At 56.2% G+C, this 13,395-nt stretch carries 13 protein-coding genes; all 13 read right to left on the bottom strand.

Translation table 11 applies throughout. The features are described from left to right. Positions 1-13 precede the first annotated feature (13 nt). On the bottom strand, positions 14-1,267 hold the full coding sequence (gene murD / locus Q8Q08_08355; GenBank protein MDP2654027.1) for a UDP-N-acetylmuramoyl-L-alanine--D-glutamate ligase: 1,254 nt from the start codon (positions 1,265-1,267) through the stop codon (positions 14-16). 4 nt (positions 1,268-1,271) lie between these two features. Continuing rightward, positions 1,272-2,360, bottom strand: coding sequence for a phospho-N-acetylmuramoyl-pentapeptide-transferase (gene mraY / locus Q8Q08_08350; protein ID MDP2654026.1), 1,089 nt, complete (start codon positions 2,358-2,360; stop codon positions 1,272-1,274). Positions 2,361-2,375: 15 nt separating this feature from the next. Next, positions 2,376-3,743 carry a UDP-N-acetylmuramoyl-tripeptide--D-alanyl-D-alanine ligase gene (murF, locus tag Q8Q08_08345; protein MDP2654025.1) on the bottom strand — a complete coding sequence of 456 codons (1,368 nt, stop codon included), beginning with the start codon at positions 3,741-3,743 and terminating at the stop codon, positions 2,376-2,378. Between the two features lie 25 nt (positions 3,744-3,768). Further along, on the bottom strand, positions 3,769-5,268 hold the full coding sequence (locus Q8Q08_08340; protein ID MDP2654024.1) for a UDP-N-acetylmuramoyl-L-alanyl-D-glutamate--2,6-diaminopimelate ligase: 1,500 nt from the start codon (positions 5,266-5,268) through the stop codon (positions 3,769-3,771). Further along, complete coding sequence (locus Q8Q08_08335; GenBank protein MDP2654023.1) at positions 5,265-6,968, bottom strand: penicillin-binding transpeptidase domain-containing protein; 1,704 nt, start codon at positions 6,966-6,968, stop codon at positions 5,265-5,267. Before Q8Q08_08335 ends, Q8Q08_08340 begins: the two co-directional genes overlap by 4 nt. Before the next feature lie 82 nt (positions 6,969-7,050). Continuing rightward, positions 7,051-7,446 (bottom strand): hypothetical protein, encoded by a 396-nt coding sequence (locus Q8Q08_08330; protein ID MDP2654022.1) that lies wholly within the window; start codon positions 7,444-7,446, stop codon positions 7,051-7,053. 32 nt (positions 7,447-7,478) lie between these two features. Beyond that, positions 7,479-8,366 carry a 16S rRNA (cytosine(1402)-N(4))-methyltransferase RsmH gene (rsmH, locus tag Q8Q08_08325; GenBank protein MDP2654021.1) on the bottom strand — a complete coding sequence of 296 codons (888 nt, stop codon included), beginning with the start codon at positions 8,364-8,366 and terminating at the stop codon, positions 7,479-7,481. A gap of 42 nt (positions 8,367-8,408) precedes the next feature. Then, the gene (gene mraZ / locus Q8Q08_08320; GenBank protein ID MDP2654020.1) at positions 8,409-8,846 is read right to left on the bottom strand and encodes a division/cell wall cluster transcriptional repressor MraZ; all 438 of its coding nucleotides are present in this window, start codon (positions 8,844-8,846) and stop codon (positions 8,409-8,411) included. 271 nt (positions 8,847-9,117) lie between these two features. Continuing rightward, positions 9,118-10,050, bottom strand: a complete 933-nt coding sequence (locus Q8Q08_08315; GenBank protein MDP2654019.1) for a bifunctional riboflavin kinase/FAD synthetase — start codon at positions 10,048-10,050, stop codon at positions 9,118-9,120. Between the two features lie 54 nt (positions 10,051-10,104). Then, positions 10,105-10,767, bottom strand: coding sequence for a tRNA pseudouridine(55) synthase TruB (gene truB, locus Q8Q08_08310; GenBank protein ID MDP2654018.1), 663 nt, complete (start codon positions 10,765-10,767; stop codon positions 10,105-10,107). A 15-nt stretch (positions 10,768-10,782) separates the two neighbouring features. Next, on the bottom strand, positions 10,783-11,745 hold the full coding sequence (locus Q8Q08_08305; protein MDP2654017.1) for a bifunctional oligoribonuclease/PAP phosphatase NrnA: 963 nt from the start codon (positions 11,743-11,745) through the stop codon (positions 10,783-10,785). A 13-nt stretch (positions 11,746-11,758) separates the two neighbouring features. Beyond that, positions 11,759-12,118, bottom strand: coding sequence for a 30S ribosome-binding factor RbfA (gene rbfA / locus Q8Q08_08300; protein MDP2654016.1), 360 nt, complete (start codon positions 12,116-12,118; stop codon positions 11,759-11,761). Between the two features lie 13 nt (positions 12,119-12,131). After that, complete coding sequence (locus Q8Q08_08295) at positions 12,132-13,388, bottom strand: hypothetical protein (protein MDP2654015.1); 1,257 nt, start codon at positions 13,386-13,388, stop codon at positions 12,132-12,134. Positions 13,389-13,395 lie beyond the last annotated feature (7 nt).

Genomic DNA, 13,395 nt, shown 5'->3' with positions numbered 1-13,395 from the left:
GGATTCCACGGCTTCAGCGCAAGCTGCTAACGATCTCCTTGAACACCCGGCCCCTGTGCTCATAGTTCTGAAACAGATCGAAACTGGCGCACATCGGACTCAACAAAACGCAGTCCCCCGGGCCGGCGGATTTGCGGGCCTGCTCGACGGCTTCCGGCAGGCGCTCGCGCTCGTCGACAGCGACCACGCCCTCAAAGGTCTTTTTCAGCTTGCCCCGGGCCTCGCCGTAGGCGATCATCCGCTTGACCTTCCGGCGGACCAGGTCGTTCAGAACCGAAAAATCGATATTTTTGTCCCGGCCGCCGCAGATCATCACGATCGGCCTGTCGATATTCTGCAGAGCCCAGCGCCCGGATTCTGCCGTAGTGGATTTAGAATCGTTGATGTAATCCACTCCGTCCAGGGTCCGGACCGTTTCCATCCGGTGCTCCACCCCTTTGAATTCCCCGAAGACCTTGCGGCAGACCTCTTCGCCGATGCCCAGGACCCCCGCCACCTTCAGTACCGCCTGATGGTTGGGATTGACAGCCGTGTCCTCATTAAAAAGAACAACGCTTGCCCGCAATTCAGGGACCAGATCGCTGATGCGATCGATCTGGGCGTTGAGAACGGCATAATCGCCGGGACCCTGGTTCATAAAAATCCGCTTCTTGGCGTCAAAATATTCGTCAACGTCCTTATGCCGGTCCAGATGGTTCTGGCTGAAATTCAAGAAGACCGCGATGCGCGGCCGAAAATGTTCAATGGTCTCCAACTGGAAGGAACTGATTTCCAGGACGACATAATCGATCCGGCTCATGTCCTGGACAAAATCCGTGAACGGTTCGCCCACATTCCCGCACAGGCACACGCCGAAACCCGCCTCGGCGAGCACGTTGCGGATCAACGTCACCGTCGTGGTCTTGCCGTTACTGCCCGTAACAGCGATCACGGGCTTGGAGCAGAACCGGAAAGCCAGCTCGACCTCGCCGATCACGGGGATCCCGGACGCTTTGGCCCAGGCCACGGGCTGAGAAGCGATCGGCACACCAGGGCTCAAAACAACAAGGTCACTCGACGTGACAAGCTCCCGGGTGTTGCCGCCCCACTCCATGGCCACTCCGGCCTGCTCCGCCCAAAGGCGAAACTCTTCCGGCAACTCCATGCGAGGGGATTTCTCGGAAATTTTCACGCGTCCGCCGTTGCGGACAATGAGCCTCGCCGCGGCCAGGCCGCTGCGGCCGGCGCCGATGACGGTCACGGTCTTGTTATGCAAATCCATGGCCATGGGGCTACCTGATCTTCAACGTGGTCAATGTTAAAAGGGCCAGAATGATCCCGATGATCCAGAAACGGATGATGATCTTGGATTCATGCCAGCCGGACAATTGCAGATGGTGATGGAGCGGAGACATTTTGAAAACCCTCTTGCGCCGGGTCTTGAACGAAATCACCTGGATGATCACCGACAGGGCCTCGATCACAAAAACACCGCCCAGCAGGCCGAGCAGCAGCTCCTTTTTGATCAGGACCGCGATCGTCCCCAGGCTCCCGCCGAGAGCCAGCGAACCGACATCGCCCATGAACACGGACGCCGGATGGCAGTTAAACCACAGAAAACCCAGGCTGGCGCCCAGGATCGCGGCACAGATCACGGTCAATTCCCCGGCGTTGGCAATGTAAGGGATAAACAGATATTCGCTGAATTTCAGGTGTCCGGCCACGTAACTCAAAATGCCCAGAGTGAGGCTCACGATCATCACACATCCGATGGCCAGCCCGTCAAGGCCGTCGGTAAGATTCACGGCATTGGTCGTTCCCACGATCACTAACGCCACAAACGGAATATAAAAAAGTCCCAGAGTGATCACCAGATTTTTGAAAAACGGCACGTCCAGCGTCGTCATCTGGTCCGGGCCAACGAACAAATACGCCCCGATCCCCAGCCCCAGCAGAAGTTCCATGTAAAATTTGAACCTGGCCCGCAACCCCCGCTGCTTGCCCTTCCGGATAAGCTTGAGGTAATCATCCCAAAATCCTAAAATGGCCAAGAACACACACGCCAGAAGCGTCAGGAGGACGTACCTGTTGGAAAGGTCCGCCCAAAGAAGGACCGAGAGCACGATGCTGCCGACGATGAAAATTCCTCCCATGGTCGGCGTGCCTTCCTTGGAATGATGAAAGCGGTCCAGGTCCGGGCAGTCGTCGCGCTTGGCCTTTTCCCGGATCTGACGCTCATGAAAATAGCGGATCAGCATCGGCCCGAGAACCATGCACAACAGGAAGGTCGTGACCGCTGCCATCGCCGCCCGGAAGGTGATATAGCGGAAGATGTTGAACCCGATGAAGAATTCTTTCAATTGGGACAGGTAGTAAAACATGCGTCGCTCTTTCTGTCAGTTGAGATTTTTCTCAAGAAAATCAATAATCCGTTCCATCTTCATGCCCCGCGATCCCTTGACCAAAACAGCGTCACCGGGCCGAAGGTATTCTTTGAGTTTTTGATTGAGCTGCTCCGCGCTCCCGAAGTGACGGGCGACCACCGGCACACCGGCGGATTTCGCCTCCCGGGAAACGGCTTCCGACAGCTTGCCCAGCGACAGCACAGCATCCACGCCGCAGTGGGCGACAAATCGGCCGATGTCCCGGTGAAGGCGGGCGGACCGGCCGCCCAGCTCCAGCATATCACCACAGACAAGGATTTTACGGCCCTTATTATTAAGAGAAGCCAGCGTCTGCAGGGCGCTGCGCAAGGAAACGGGGTTGGCGTTATAGGTGTCGTTGATCACCCAGCAGCCACCCTCCTTCTTCAGGGTCTGTCGTCCCTGCGGAAAACGGAACGAAAAAATCCGGCCCTTGATCTTGCCCTCCGGCACTTTGAACAACCGCCCGCAGGCGATGGCGGCAAGCGCGTTGGAGACATTGTGTGCGGCCGGCGTGCGGATCGACCACTTTCGGGAATTCACGGAAAACGAAATTTTCGCGTTCGCGGACAGCGTCAGATCCCGCGCGCGCAGATCGGCGGGGGAACTGGTGCCGTAAGAAATCATCCGATGGCCTTTGGCCAGGGCCGGGACCCGCCGGAGATAGGGGTTGTCCGCATTGTAAATCACGCACCCGCGCTCCGTCATCCCCCGCACGAGCTCAAATTTTTCCCGAAAAACACCGGAGGAATCTTTCAGCCGTTCCAAATGCGATTCTCCGATATTGGTCAAGACCACAACTGTCGGACGGATCACGTGGGCCAGCCAGCGGATATCCCCCGGCTGGTTGGTGCCGGTCTCGATCACGGCGATCTCGTGGGAAGGCCTCAATTTCAGCAGCGTCATGGGCACGCCGATATGGTTATTCTCCGTGCCTTCGTTCTTGAGCACCCTATATTTCGCCGCCAGGACCCGCGCAGCCATTTCCTTGGTGGTCGTTTTTCCGGCGGAACCAGTCAGGGCTATGACGGGCATCGAGAACCGGTCGCGGTGATACCGGGCCAGCCGGCCAAGCGCCTTGACCGTGTCATCCACCAGAATGACCGGAACGCCGCCGGGAAGAGGACCGGCCCGGCGCGACACCATCAGGGCCGTCGCCCCTTTTTTCACGGCATTGGCCGCAAAGTCATGCCCGTCAAAATTTTTTCCTTTGATAGCGATAAAAAGATATCTGCGGCGGATCGTGCGGGTGTTAATCGAAACCCCCCTGAGCCGGACAGAGTCCTGCCCCTGCAGCAGCTGCCCTTTGGTCGCTTTGCGGATATCTTGGACGGTGAACATTCTGCCTCTTCCTGACAGGCCCGGCTCAGGGTCTCTCGGTTCCGGCCGGGGTCTTGAGCTCGCGCAAATATTGGCGAATGACGTCGTGTTCCTTGAACGGCACGGTCTTATCCTTAAAGATCTGGTAATCTTCATGCCCCTTGCCGGCCACAACGACCACATCCCCCTTGCCGGCCATTCCCAAAGCGGTGCGGATCGCCGTTTCCCGGTCCAGGATCACGGTATAGTTGTTCCGCGCAAACCCGGGGATGATCTCATCCACGATCGCCTGAGGGTCCTCACTGCGGGGATTGTCATCGGTCAGGATCACGCGATCCGCCAGTTCGCTTGCGACCCGCCCCATGCGGGGCCTCTTGGTCCTGTCGCGGTCCCCGCCGCAGCCGAACACCAGAATGACGGGACGATCGCTCACCCCCCGGATACTGGTCAAAATATTCTTGAGGGCGTCTTCTGTGTGCGCATAATCCACAAAGACATGAAAATCCTGTTCCCCGCGGATCTGTTCCAGCCGGCCGGGCACATTGTCAAGCCGTTCCAGCCCCGCCCGGATCTGGGACAAGGGGATTCCTTCGACGGCGCAGACAGCTGTTGCGGCCAGAATATTGTAAACATTGTGGAGACCGATCAGCCGCGTGGCCAGGGGGATTTCCCCTTCGGGAGCGCGGATCACAAAGCGCGTTTCCGACAAGCCCATGTGCAGATCTTTCGCCCGAAAATCCGCGGGCTGCGTGACGCCGTAGGTCACAACCCTGGACTTGGTCATTTTCACCAGGCGCTGCCCGTATTCGTCATCAGACGGCAGAATAGCCGCGGCCTGATCGGACAACATGGCGAACAATTTCGATTTCGCCAAGAAATAATCCTCCCGGTCCTTATGGTAATCCATATGGTCGCTGGTCAGGTTGGTAAAAACCGCGGCTTTAAAATCGATGAGATCCACGCGGCCCTGCGCCAGGGCGTGAGAGGAGACTTCCATCACGCAATATTCCACGTTCGTTGCGGCCATCTCGGCCAGGAAGGCCTGGTTCTCCACGATCCCCGGGGTCGTGTTGTGGGACGGAAGGATCTTGGACCCATAACGGTAATTGATCGTGCCGACCACCCCGCAACTGTGTCCGGCCGATCCCAGGATGGACTCCAGAAGATAACTGATCGTGGTCTTGCCGTTGGTGCCCGTAATCCCGACCGCGCGGACCTTGGCCGACGGCCGGCCGTAAAATCTCTCCAGGAGTCGGCGGAGGATCTGCTCCGGGTCCCGGACAGGCAGAAAACAGACATCCGCGTGCTTCTGCATATAAGAAATATCCAGATTGGACTGCGGGCAGACAACGATACGCGCCCCCTTGCGGACGGCGTCATCAATGAATTTCTGCCCGTGCCCTGTCACCCCCTGGACGGCGACAAAAAAAGTCCCCGGTTCGATTTTGCGGGAATCACAGCTGATGGATTTAACAATCTGGGAAGCGAATTCCAGAGGGATGGGCTGCTCGTAGAGATCTTTGAGTAAATCCGCCAAAAGCATCATCGGTTTTTCACGATCACCTGTTCCTCTTCACCGGCCTGCAGGTATTTGAGGGAATTCTCAATCACTTCCTGAAAAACGGGCGCCGCCACCGTGCCGCCGAAGTACGAAGGATGGGGCTCGTCAAAAACAACCACCGCGGCCAAACGCGGATTTTCCACCGGGGCAAAGCCAATGAACGTCGCGTAAAATTTGTCGTGAGAGTGAGCCCCGCCCAGGACTTTCTGGGCCGTCCCGGTCTTCCCCGCCACGGACACCCCTTTGATGGTGGCCTTTTTGCCCGTGCCGTTCTCCACGGCCCTCTGCAGGATGGCCTGGACGCGCCGGGCCGTTTCCGGAGAAATGACCTGATCCACGGCCTGCGGCTCAAATGATTTGATCAATTCGTCCTTATTGTCTTTGACATATTTTACCACGAACGGCTTCATATACGTGCCGTTATTCGCGATGGCCGAGATCGCGGACAACAGCTGCATGGGCGTCACCGTGACTTCGTGCCCCATCGGGATCGCCGAGATGGTGACCTTCGACCACTGGGCCGTCGGTTTCAACAGCCCATCCACCTCGCCGGCCAGGTCAATATTGGTCTTCATCCCGAACCGAAATTTCCTTCCATACTGATACAATTTTTCACCCCCCAGCTTCTGGGCGGCTTTCACGGTCCCGATGTTGGAAGACTTCTCAATGACCTCGGAAAATGTCAACGTGCCGTGTCCATGATGGTCGTGCAGGACATGGCTGGCGACACGGTATTGTCCGTTTTCACAAAAAATCTTGTCGGTTTCCTGGAAGACGCCTTCCTCGAGCACGGCCGAAGCGGTCACGATTTTGAAAACAGATCCCGGCTCATAAACGAACGCCAGGGCCCTGTTGGTCCGGTTCTCCATATTGCTGGTCTCAACTTCGGCCAGATTATAGGTGGGACGGTTGGCGAGAGCCAGGATCTCCCCTGTTTGGGGGTCCATCACGATGATCGTCGCGCCCTTGGCGTTGTGTTCCAGGAAGGCCTTGTCCAGCGCCCGTTCGGCGATATACTGGATGGTTTCGTCAATGGTGAGGACCAGACTAAATCCGTCTTTCGGCGGGAGGTAATCTTTTTCGATCAAAAGCTCCCTCTGCCGCGCGTCGCGGAGGATCCGCATCCACCCCGCCTCCCCGCGTAAATAAGAATCATGCAGAAGCTCGATCCCTTCCAATCCCTGGTTATCGACCCCGGCGAAGCCGATGACATGCGCAGCCAGCGACTGATTCGGGTAATACCGCTTGCTTTCCTTGATAAAGTCCAGCCCCTGGATCTTAAGGGCCTTGACCTGCTCGGCCTTTTCGACGGGGAGCTTCCTGGCAAGCCAGACAAAATATTTCTTCTTGCTCATCCGCTCTTCGATGAACTCCGGGGATAAAGACAGCAATGAGCTCAGTTCCTGGACGGCCCTGGCCTTGTCTTCCGGCTTCATCATGCGGGGATTGGCAAACAGCGAGTAAACGGCGACGTTGAGGGCCAACGGCCGCATCTTGCGGTCATAGATCGTTCCGCGAACCGGCTCGATCTTGACGGCATTATTATGTTGTTTTTCGGCTAAGGAGGAAAGGTGTTCGGAACGGAAAAACTGGATGCGAAGCAGCTTAACGGAGAACAGGCCAAGACAAAAAATAAGGAAAAGAAATACGCAGCTGAATCTCAAGGAGCGTTTTTGAATATGCACGTAATGGCTCTTCTATGGGTCTCGGTTAGGGATGGAAAAATCTCAAAAAAGTCCGGTCAACACCAGCTCGCTTTCCCGCATCTCACGGCCGCGGCCCCGCGGTTCGTTCCGCGGCACGGGCCTCGGCCTGGCCACGAAACGGGATCCAGCTCAGAAGATCACCGGATTTGCCCTCAGCCGACGCCGCCAGTTTCTGCTCGGAGGACGGCTGGGAGGTTACCAGCTGGATCACGTTTTCCTGGTCCAGAAATCTCAGTTCCGAGTCCTTTGTCAGAAGCCTGATCCCCAGGTTGTTCGAGGACTTCAGTTCCAGGATGTTCGATGACAAAGCGCTGTTCCTCTCCTGGATGCGCGCGATGAACAGTTCCCGTTTTCGCCCCTGATAAGCCAGGGCAAAAATCTGCATCTGCATGTGGATGTAGATCAACGTCAACATGCTGATCATCAGGATTGCTCTCGTGAACCGGAATAATTGCATCAGAATCTCCCTCTGGTAATCTGGTCGTTGGTTTAAATCTTTTCCGCCGCCCGCAATTTGGCGCTCCTGGCGCGAGGATTCTCCACGATCTCATCTTCCATCGGCTGGATCGGCTTCTTGGTCAACACTCGGAAATTCCCCTCCTGCGCCCATGACCGAAACTGCTGCTTCACAATCCGGTCTTCCAAAGAATGGAAGGAAATGACGCAAATCCGTCCGCCCGGCTTCAAAAAATCCGCCGCCCGCTCCAAAGTGATCTGCAGGGCTTCCAATTCCCGGTTGACAGCGATCCGAAACGCCTGAAATGACCGGGTGGCCGGGTGGATCTTCTGCCGCAAGGACGACGAAGGCACCGCCTTCACAATCGCCTCACGCAATTCCTGGGTTGATTGAAACGGACGATGAGAGACCAAATACCGTGCGATGCGGCTGTGCCATCGTTCTTCCCCAAAATTCCTCAAGATCGCGGCGATCTCCTGTTCCGAAAGTGAATTGACCAAATCATAGGCCGAGATATAACTCTCCTGATCCATCCGCATGTCCAAAGGCCCGTCGGATCTGAAACTGAAACCCCTCTGGGGGTTGTCCATTTGAAAGCTCGATATGCCAAGGTCCAGAAGGATTCCGTCGACCTGCGAAACACCGCGCGCGCTCAGGATTTTGTCAAGATGGCGAAAATCGTCGTGCACCAGATCGCACTGCCCTGAAAATTGCTGGAGCCGTTCCGCAGCCAGCGCCAGGGAATGTTTGTCGCGGTCGATGCCGATGACACGTCCCTGCGGCCCGATCATCTCGACGATCATCCTGGAATGGCCCGCCAAGCCCAGGGTGCAATCGACGATAAACGCGCCGGCCGACGGCCTGAGCCATTCCAGGACCTCCCGGTACATCACCGGGATATGCAGGTCTCGTCCTTCCATGGACTCCTCCATTTGTCCCATAGATAAAATCATCGGTTCGGTTTATATCCCCAGCACATTTTCTGCGATCTTCTCAAAGGATTGATTCGTCGTGTTATAAAATTCTCCCCACAATTTGCTGTCCCAAATTTCGATTCTGTTCGAAACGCCGATCACCACGGTGTCGCGTTTGATCTGGGAATAATCTTTTAAATATTGCGGGATGATGAAACGCCCCTGGCGGTCGGGAGCGACTTCAACGGCGCCGGAAAAAAACAAACGGTTAAAACTGCGGGATTCCTGCTTGGTAAACGAAAGGTTTTTGAATTTTTGCTCCTGCGAACGCCATTCGTCGGCGCTGAACATGAAGATACACTTGTCCAGGCCGCGGGTCACAAAGAATTTTTCGATGCCGAATTCTTTGCAGACGTCACGAAAACGGGCCGGCAAAATCAGCCGTCCCTTACGGTCGATCGCATGTTGGTATTCGCCGTAAAACATGTTGGGGAAACCCCTCCTCCACCTTACTCCACTTTATTCCACCACATGCTCAGTATAGTAAGGGCCCCCAAAGTTGTCAACAATAATATTTCCTTATTTTAATGAAATACAACGAGTTGTATAAAGTGGAGGATTTTTATCAACATATGGGGATCCTCAGGCGGATGGCGATCCCCAGGAAAATATTTTGACCCATTTCACAAGGATCGAACAGCAGATGAACAGTTGAGGAATGACAGGAATGCGGTGGGGCGGCTTGAGGGAGAAGGACTCAGCGCGACCGGGCAAAGAATCTTCTGGCTGTCGCCTCATCCCTGCGGATCTGGCCGATCAGGGCATCTCGGGACGGGAAAATTCTTTCGTTGCGAATTTTTTTGACAAACTCGACGAGGAGATCGTGGCCGTAGAGGTTCCCCTGAAAATCCAGGAGATGGACCTCCAGGGTCAACGGAGAAATCTTCCGAAAAGACGGCCTGCGGCCGACGTTGGCAATCCCCAAATACATGCCCCTCTTGGTAAAGACCCGCATGAGGTAAACTCCCACGGGCGGGATCACCTCGCCGGAAAGCAGCAGATTCGCGGTGGGATATCCCAGAGCCCTGCCCCGCCCGTCCCCACGGATAACCCTGCTGTAAAAGGCATACGGCCGTCCGAGGAAACGCGACGCGTCTTCAAATCGGCCCCGAGAAATCAGCCGGCGGATCCGCGTGCTGCTGATCCGATGATGATTTTTATTGACGAGATGCACGGGAAGGACTTCAAAACCGTAACGGCGCCCAGCCTCATGAAAGAGATCCATGGTCCCGGTCCGGTCCTTGCCGAACCGAAAGTCATCGCCGACGATAACGGCCCGGGCCCCGATCCTGTCAACGATCAATTTTTTGATGAAAATCTCAGGCAAAAGGCGGGAAAATCTCTTCGTGAACGGAACCACCAGGCAGGCATCAACGCCGATGGCCTCCACAAGTTTCAACCGGTAAGGGAGCGACACCAGTAGCGATAACCCGCTTTCGGGATGGAGGACATGCACGGGGTGGGGATGGAACGTCATCACAACCGAAGTGCCCCGGATATCCCGGGCCTTGGCCACGGCCGTCCGGATCAGGCGCTGATGCCCCAGATGCAGGCCGTCAAAAACACCGATGGCAACGACAGGCTTCTTTAAATGCGCCCTGAGGGACTGGATTCCACGGAATATTTTCATGGTACGTACACGCGCCGGGGCGGGGAACTCTTGCTCCCGACAGGAGGCCGGCATCTACCCCTGCCAGCTTCTGACATGGGATTCATTGAGGTCCTCCAAAGACACAGCCTGTTCGATGAGAAACGGCCCCACCTTGGTCCTCTCGATTTCCGCGATGCACGCGCCGCAACCCAGGCGCTCGCCGACATCTTCGGCCAATTTGCGCACATACGTGCCTTTGGAACATTCCAAAAAAAACGAAACGCGCGGCGGGTGGAAATCCAGAAGTTTAAGCTCCCGGATCGTGATCTGCCGGGCCTGACGTTCAATTTCAACCCCCTGGCGGGCGAGCTCATACAGGCGGCGGCCTTTCACCTTGACGGCCGAGACCATCGGGGGGGTCTGTTCAATCTTCCCGACGAACTGCTTGAGCATCTCCTCCACCTGTTCCCGGGAAATATGCTCGTACGGGGCGGTCCCGGTGACGGTGCCTTGAATGTCGGCGGTGGTCGTCCGCGTGCCGAGGATCAGCGTGGCCCGATAGGCCTTGTCAAAGGCCTCGAATTTCCGGAACAATTTGGTCGACTTCCCCAGCAACATCACCAGGACCCCGGTTGCCAGCGGGTCCAGCGTTCCGGCATGTCCGACCTGGCGCATCTTGAATTTCCGACGGGTCCGGTTGACCACGTCGTGGGACGTCATGCCCGTCGGTTTATTGACAACAACAATTCCTTCCATGAACCCCTTCTCTCGTTACAAAGATTGTTTGATGCGGGAAATGATTTTCCGCTTGGCCGCCTTCAGGTCCCCCGCAATCTTGCAGCCGCTGGCGCGCGGATGTCCACCACCCTGGAAACCGGACGCGATCCGGGCGACATCGACGCCCCCCTGCGAGCGCAGGTTCACCCGCGTCTCGTTTTTCCGGTGCTCCGTTAAAACCACCAGGACCTCCACACCTGCGATGGTGCGCAAATATTTAAAAACACAATCCCGAAGATCGATGGCGTCCGAAAATTGACGGAGCATCTGCTTCGAAACTTCCAGGCAAACGATCCGCCCCTTTTCAAAAACTTCAAAATGGTTGAGAAGCCTGGAAAAATTCTGGAGATCTCTCAGCGGGACCGTTTCATACAAGCGCCGGTAAAGCTCGCTGATTGAAAAACTGAATTTCAAAAGATGCCCGGCCACTTCATGGGTCCGGGACGTGGTGTTTTCATAACGAAAACACCCAGTATCGGTCATAATGCCCAAATAGAGCAGAACGGCCATGTCCTTTGTCAGGGACGCGCCGCCTTCGCGAAAAAGCTCGTAAATGACTTCCGCCGTCGAAGACGCCGAGGGGTCGTTCAAATTCAAATCACCGAACAGGTCATTGGTGATGTGGTGGTCGATGTTGATAAGCAGCCTGTCCGGCCGGAGCAGTTTCCCAACCGGGCCGATCCGCCCCAGATCGCCGCAGTCAACAATGATGGCGGCATCATAATCCGCGATTCGCGCCGCACGGCAGGAACGGATCATCTTCGCGCCGGGAAGGAAGCCGTAACGGACCGGGACGGTCTCCTCGTTCACGATCACGACTTGCTTCCCCATCTTCCGGAGAAACATGGCCATGGCCAGCTCGGACGAAAGCCCATCGGGATCAGGACTGACATGCGTGCTGATAAGAAACCTCCTGTGCTTTTTGATCGCCTGAAGAATCTCCCGGGTTGCCTTCATCGGATCTTTCCCTTCAGAGCTTTTCGCTCCCGTTGCCCTGCTGATGGATTTCATTAATCATCTGCTCGATGTGGATACTGTAATCCACGGATTTGTCGTAAACAAACTGGATCTCGGGAATATGCCTGAGCCGGATCCTCTCGCCGACCAGCTTGCGCACAAAGCCGCTGACCCGGCTGAGATTTTCCTGAATTTGTTCTGTCTCGTTCCCCTCGCCCAACACCGTATAAAGGACCTTGGCGTAACGCAGATCCCGGCTCACGCTGACCCCTGTCACCGTGACCCTGAGAAAACGGGGGTCCTGGAATTCCTTTTGCAGCATATCGCTGATTTCCCTCTTCATCAACTCATTGATCCGTTCCATGCGCTCCATGGTGTCATCTCCTTTAATGCAGGATGAGCGATTTTGCGTAATCCAATTCCTCGCGCCGGGTCGCCAATGCCCCGTTGATCTTGGCCGCCAGCGTTTCCTTCAGGATGCGACCCGTCTCCCGCCCGTCCTCAAGCCCGCAACGCTTCAAATCGTCTCCCGTGATCGACAATCTCTTGCGGCTGTAAATTTTGGAGAAATCGTCGACGCGTTGACCCACTATCTTAACCGAAGTCGCTGCCCGAATAAAGAGAATTGTTTCTGCGGACAGCGGGTTCAGCAAATCGTGAACATCGCTGGGGCGGAGATTCCGCCCTCCCAGCTTTGCCGCAATTCCCAGCGCCGCCCCGGCAGAAATCAAATTTTTTCTCTCGTCCCGGCTTAAGCCGAAGCGTTCGACCATCTTTTGCAAAGATTGCGGACGGGCCCCATGAAAGAACGCCATCAAAAAAACAGACGCCCAATCCCTGTCCCTAAAAAACCGGTCTTCCCGGAGACAAAGAATACGATGCTCAAAACGCGAAAACCAGGCCAAATCCGGACAGAGGGCATCCCCCAAGAAATTCAGGGCCCCCAGGGCATGAGCCCGCCGGAGAGCACATGCGGGGGAAGCTTCCTTAAAAATCTTTTTGAATTCAGCGAAATAACGCTGGGGCTTAACCCGTCTTTCTGCTCCGCTCCGCAAAGCGGCCCTCAAGAGCTCCAACGTCTGGGGCTCTATGCGAAATTCGAATCTCTGCTCAAAACGGATCGCGCGCAGGATCCTCGTGGGGTCATCCACAAAACTGTTGTCATGAAGGATCCGGATATTCTCCTGAGCGAGGTCTTCGACGCCGCCGAAAAAGTCCGTTACCTCTCCAAACCGGCCCGGCAGGATCGTCGCCGCGATCGCGTTAACGGTAAAATCCCGGCGAAACAAATCCTGGCGGATCGACCCCGGCCGGACCTGGGGCAAAGCCCCCGGGAAAAGATACACCTCCGAACGGGCGGTCGCCAAATCAAGCCGGAGGCCATCCGGCGAGACAACCGTCGCCGTCAAAAACTGCGGATACGCCGTCAGGTGGCCATGGATGTCCCTGGCCAGTTCCCGCCCGACTTGGCGCGCGTCTCCCTCCACCACAATATCCAGATCCTTAACCTCATGCTTCAAAATATCGTCCCGCACGCATCCCCCGACCAGATAGGCGGCAAAACCGTTCTTTCGCGCAATCCGTCCCGCGGCCCGTACCAGAGCTGCTCGCTTTGTACCCAAACCTGTCAACCGGACCTTCATGTCTTCC

The organism is Candidatus Omnitrophota bacterium (genome assembly GCA_030688425.1).
Classification (GTDB): Bacteria; Omnitrophota; Gorgyraeia; order Zapsychrales; family JANLHA01; genus JAUYIB01.
This window is presented reverse-complemented; position numbering and strand designations above follow the sequence as displayed.